The organism is Hymenobacter agri (genome assembly GCF_054778495.1).
Genome location: NZ_BAAGZM010000351.1, coordinates 1 through 4,425, shown reverse-complemented (window position 1 = coordinate 4,425; position 4,425 = coordinate 1). Strand labels below are relative to the sequence as shown.

At 61.6% G+C, this 4,425-nt stretch carries 5 protein-coding genes; 4 read left to right on the top strand and 1 reads right to left on the bottom strand.

Going from position 1 to position 4,425, the window contains the following annotated elements; all coding sequences use genetic code 11:
* From ACYVDE_RS15465 to ACYVDE_RS15455, 3 genes are all read left to right on the top strand, one after another.
* On the top strand, positions 1–735 hold a 735-nt coding region (locus ACYVDE_RS15465; protein ID WP_460502437.1), incomplete at its 5' end, for an NAD(P)H-quinone oxidoreductase.
* Between the two features lie 248 nt (positions 736–983).
* Positions 984–2,978: a (E)-4-hydroxy-3-methylbut-2-enyl-diphosphate synthase gene (gene ispG / locus ACYVDE_RS15460; protein ID WP_460502436.1), complete on the top strand. Its 1,995-nt coding sequence runs from the start codon at positions 984–986 to the stop codon at positions 2,976–2,978.
* A gap of 20 nt (positions 2,979–2,998) precedes the next feature.
* The gene (locus ACYVDE_RS15455) at positions 2,999–3,277 is read left to right on the top strand and encodes a hypothetical protein (RefSeq protein ID WP_460502435.1); all 279 of its coding nucleotides are present in this window, start codon (positions 2,999–3,001) and stop codon (positions 3,275–3,277) included.
* A gap of 6 nt (positions 3,278–3,283) precedes the next feature.
* Here ACYVDE_RS15455 and ACYVDE_RS15450 read toward each other — a convergent pair whose 3' ends face one another.
* Complete coding sequence (locus ACYVDE_RS15450; protein WP_460502434.1) at positions 3,284–3,757, bottom strand: nuclear transport factor 2 family protein; 474 nt, start codon at positions 3,755–3,757, stop codon at positions 3,284–3,286.
* An 87-nt stretch (positions 3,758–3,844) separates the two neighbouring features.
* On the opposite strand from ACYVDE_RS15450, the gene ACYVDE_RS15445 reads away from it, so the two are divergent.
* On the top strand, positions 3,845–4,425 hold a 581-nt coding region (locus ACYVDE_RS15445; RefSeq protein ID WP_460502433.1), incomplete at its 3' end, for a phytanoyl-CoA dioxygenase family protein.

Genomic DNA, 4,425 nt, shown 5'->3' with positions numbered 1-4,425 from the left:
TGGCACGTGGGCGATGCCGTGTGCGCCCTGCTGCCCGCCGGCGGCTACGCCGAATACGCCGTGGTCGATGCCCGGCACTGCCTGCCCGTGCCCGCCGGCCTAAGTATGACCGAAGCCGCTGCTCTGCCCGAAACCGTATTCACGGTGTGGCATAACGTGTTTCAGCGCGGTGGCCTGCAGCCCGGCGAAACGCTGCTGGTGCACGGCGGTAGCAGCGGCATTGGCACTACCGCTATTCAACTGGCGAAGGCGTTGGGCAGCCGCGTGGCCGTGACGGCCGGCGACGACGCGAAGTGCGCCGCCTGCCGGCAGCTGGGGGCCGACTGGGCCATCAACTACAAAACCCAGGATTTTGAGGAAGCGCTGAAAAGCGAGGGCGTGGATGTGATTCTGGACATGATTGGCGGCGAGTACATCGCCAAAAATCTGCGTTTGTTGAAGGACGATGGCCGCCTGGTTTTCGTGAATGCCATGCAGGGCCCCAAGGGCGAGTTTAATGCGCTGGAGGTGATGCGGCGGCGGCTCACCATCACGGGCAGCACGCTCAAGCCGCGCTCGGCCGATTTTAAAGCCGCGCTGGCGGCAGCCGTGGAGGAGCACGTGTGGCCGCTGATTGAAGCGGAGAAATTCCGGCCGCTGATTCATCAGACTTTTCCGCTGGCAGAAGCTGCCGCGGCACACGAGTTGATGGAAAGCAGCGCGCACATCGGTAAGATTGTGCTGGACGTGGCATAACGGCGACGCTATTCAGAACATGAATTGCGACAAGATGTAGAGACGCGACACTGCGCGTCTCGTCGTTAAAAGAATATGGTCTGCCAATCCTGCCGCGGGCCATTCAACGAGGAGACGCGCAGTGTCGCGTCTCTACAGCCGCCCATCATTACTAAACCCGAAATTTTGGCCAGCCGCGCACGCCGCTGCGAACTGCTTTACCTTTGCGTTACCGTGCAACTTTCGCCGGCACCCCTGGTTTCTGCCTCATGAATAAGACGTATTGCCCCAGCATCACCGAATACAAGCGCCGCGTGTCGCGCGTGGTCAACATTGGCGGTTTGCCGATGGGCGGCGACTACCCCATTCGGGTGCAGAGCATGACCACCGTGGACACGATGGACACGCTGGGCTCGGTGGAGCAGACCTTGCGCATGGTGGAGGCTGGCTGCGAGTATGTGCGCATAACCGCGCCCAGCATGAAGGAGGCGCAAAACCTGTTGGAAATCAAGAAGGAGCTACGTAAGCGCGGCTGCAACGTGCCGCTCATCGCGGATATTCACTTCACGCCCAACGCGGCCGAGCTGGCCGCCCGCATCGTGGAGAAAGTGCGCGTGAACCCCGGCAATTACGCCGACAAAAAGAAATTCGAAGAAATCGAGTACACCGACGCGACCTATGCGGCCGAGGTGGAGCGCATTCGCGAACGGTTCCGGCCGCTGGTGCAGATTTGCAAGCAGCACGGCACGGCCATGCGCATCGGCACCAACCACGGCTCGCTCAGTGACCGGATTCTGAGCCGCTACGGCGACACCCCGCTGGGCATGGTGGAGTCGGCGCTGGAGTTCTTGCGCCTCTGCGAAGAAGAAAACTACTACGACGTGGTGCTGAGCATGAAAGCCAGCAACACGCAGGTGATGGTGCAAGCCTACCGCCTGCTGGTGCAGAAGCTCGATGAGGAAGGCCTGCAGCCCTACCCGCTGCACCTGGGCGTGACCGAAGCCGGCGAGGCCGAAGACGGCCGCATCAAGAGCGCCGTGGGTATCGGCACGCTGCTCGAAGATGGCCTCGGCGACACCGTACGCGTGAGCCTGACCGAAGCCCCCGAGGCCGAAGCCCCCGTGGCCCGCATGCTGATTGACCGCTACACCGGCCGGGCCGCTACGGCGAAACCTATCAAGCCGCTGACGGCACCGGAGCCCATCGACCCGTTCCAGTACCACCGCCGCGTCACGCACGAGGTGGCCAATTTCGGTGGGCTGAACGTGCCGCGCGTGGTGGCCGATTTGTCGCGCCTGTTGCGCATGGAATACGCCGACCTGCGCGCCGCGGGCCACCTGTATTCGCCGTTTCTGGATAAGTTTCAGATGGGCGACCTCGGGGCCGACTACATCTATACCGGCGAGCGGCCCGTGCCCTACATGCTGCCCAACGGCCTGAAGGAAATCGTGACCTTCACAGCCTGGCGCCACGCTGGCCGCCGCCCCGAGCATTTCCCGCTGATGACGCCGGATGCCTATCTGGCCACCACGCCCGCGCAACGCCACCCGCAGCTCAACTTCCTGCTGGCCGACCTGGCGGCCCTCACGCCCGACCTGCTGCGCTTTCTGCGCGACGACCGTACGGTGGTGCTCACCCTCGAAACCACCAACACCCACGCCATGCCGGAACTGCGCCGGGCCTTCTTCGAGCTCATTGAAGCTGGCGTGACCTGCCCCGTGGTGGTGCGCCGTACCTACACCATCGAAAACCCCTCGCAAACCCAGCTCGACGCGGCTACCGACGTGGGCGGCCTGCTCATCGACGGCCTTGGCGATGGCGTTTCGCTCTGCACCGACCTGCTGCCCAACCAGAAGCAGGATGCCTGGCTGCGCGACATTGATGCATTGAACCAGCTGGCGTTCGGTATTTTGCAGGCGGCCCGCACCCGCATGAGCAAAACCGAATACATCAGCTGCCCCAGCTGCGGCCGCACCCTGTTCGACCTGCAGGAAACCACGGCCATGATTCGCAAGCGCACCGACCACCTCAAGGGCATTAAAATCGGCATCATGGGCTGCATCGTGAACGGCCCCGGCGAGATGGCCGATGCCGACTACGGCTACGTGGGCGTGGGCAAGGGCAAAATTGCCCTCTACCGCGGCCAGGAAGTCATCAAGAAATCGGTGCCCGAAGAAGCCGCCGTGGATGAGCTCATCGAGCTCATGCGCGAGGACGGGAAGTGGATTGAAAAGGAAACGGTGGAGGAGCCGGCGGGGATGTAGCTTTTGGTTTCTGATTCAAGATGCTTGATTTCAGTTTTATCGATGATGAACTACCGATGTATAGTCGGCAACCGAGCTATGCGGGTGGCATTGAGTATGAGGAATTTGAAATAGCTCAAGAATTAAAAATTATTGAGAATTACCTTGATTATTACGGAAAATTCCGTTGGTCAAGCTTGCAGGTGAAGCAGAAAAGAGCAGCGCTCAACCCAACGGTTTCAGCGAGTATTCCGAATTTGGCTTCTATTCTTAAACAAGCTTTCGCCGGTAATTATGGCTTGGTTGCTTTTGGCGACTAAAGAAAATTACCTACACTTCTCCTTGCGGCGCGTGTCGATGATGTTCGCGATTTTCCAGCCGTCGGCCAGTTTCACCAACTGGAAGGAGTCGTAGCCGCAATGGCTGAATTTGCTGCCGAGGTAGAACTCGTAGGGTGCCCACACGCTGGCCAGGTTGGCATCGATGAGCACGCGCTCAAATTGCACCCGCTCGTCCCAAACGGTCGGGTGAGGCGTGCCCACGGCTTTCAGGAAGCCGTTGATACTTTCGATTTCGAGCGTGGGCGGCTGGCCGGGCTTGCCGGCGAAGCCGTGGAACACGGCTGCCGGGGCCAGCGTGCGGCGCACGGCGGTGCTGTCGCCGCGTCGCATGCCCTCGAAAAAGGCGGTGATGGTTTGCTGCACGGCGGCGGTTTCGGCAGAGGCCTTCTGCGCTTTGGCGGCGGGTGTGGTGGCGGCCAGCAGGATGGTTAGCAGGAGGGAAGTAGCGGTTTTGTTCATGGGGGAAGCGTTATGGTAGCTAAAGGCACGCCGCCAACTCGTGGGTTGCGTAGCAGACGGCGGGCGCCCACGTAGCTTTGCGGGCGTATGGAAACAGCCGTTCTCAGCGCCACGATGGCCGCGCAATTTGCCGATGCAGGATGTGCTGTGCTGCCAAATTTGTACACACCCGCCGAAGTGGCGGCCTTATTGCGCACCGTAGAAGATGCGGCGGGCAGCGGCCCGAACTTCCGGCGCAGCCAGGAGGTATTCGCCATTCGCGAACTGATTAAGGAAATTCCGGCCCTCTGGCCCTTGCTGGATACGCCCGCGCTGCGCCAGCTACTGGCCGGGCTGTTTCCGGCGGGCTGCCAGCTGGTGAAAGCCATTTATTTCGACAAGCCCGCCGGCTCGAACTGGCTGGTGGCTTGGCACCAGGACTTGATGATAAACGTGGACCAGCGCGCCGAACTGCCCGGTTTTGGCCCCTGGACCAGCAAGCCGGAAGGAGTATCGGTGCAGCCGCCCGTGGCGGTGCTGGAGAACGTAGTTACCCTGCGCCTGCACCTCGATGATTGCGACGCCACCAACGGCGCGCTGAAAGTGGTGCCCGGCTCGCACCGGCACGGCGTGGTGCCGGCCGCCGAAATCTCCGCCTACACGTCGCGGGCCACCGTGTGCGCCGTGCC

What these genes read in the sequence shown, in the direction of transcription:
- ACYVDE_RS15450 (WP_460502434.1), bottom strand. Translation starts at nt 3,757, where the DNA reads ATGAACAAAACCGCTACTTCCCTCCTGCTAACCATCCTGCTGGCCGCC.
- ACYVDE_RS15455 (WP_460502435.1), top strand. Translation starts at nt 2,999, where the DNA reads ATGCTTGATTTCAGTTTTATCGATGATGAACTACCGATGTATAGTCGG.
- ispG (WP_460502436.1), top strand. Translation starts at nt 984, where the DNA reads ATGAATAAGACGTATTGCCCCAGCATCACCGAATACAAGCGCCGCGTG.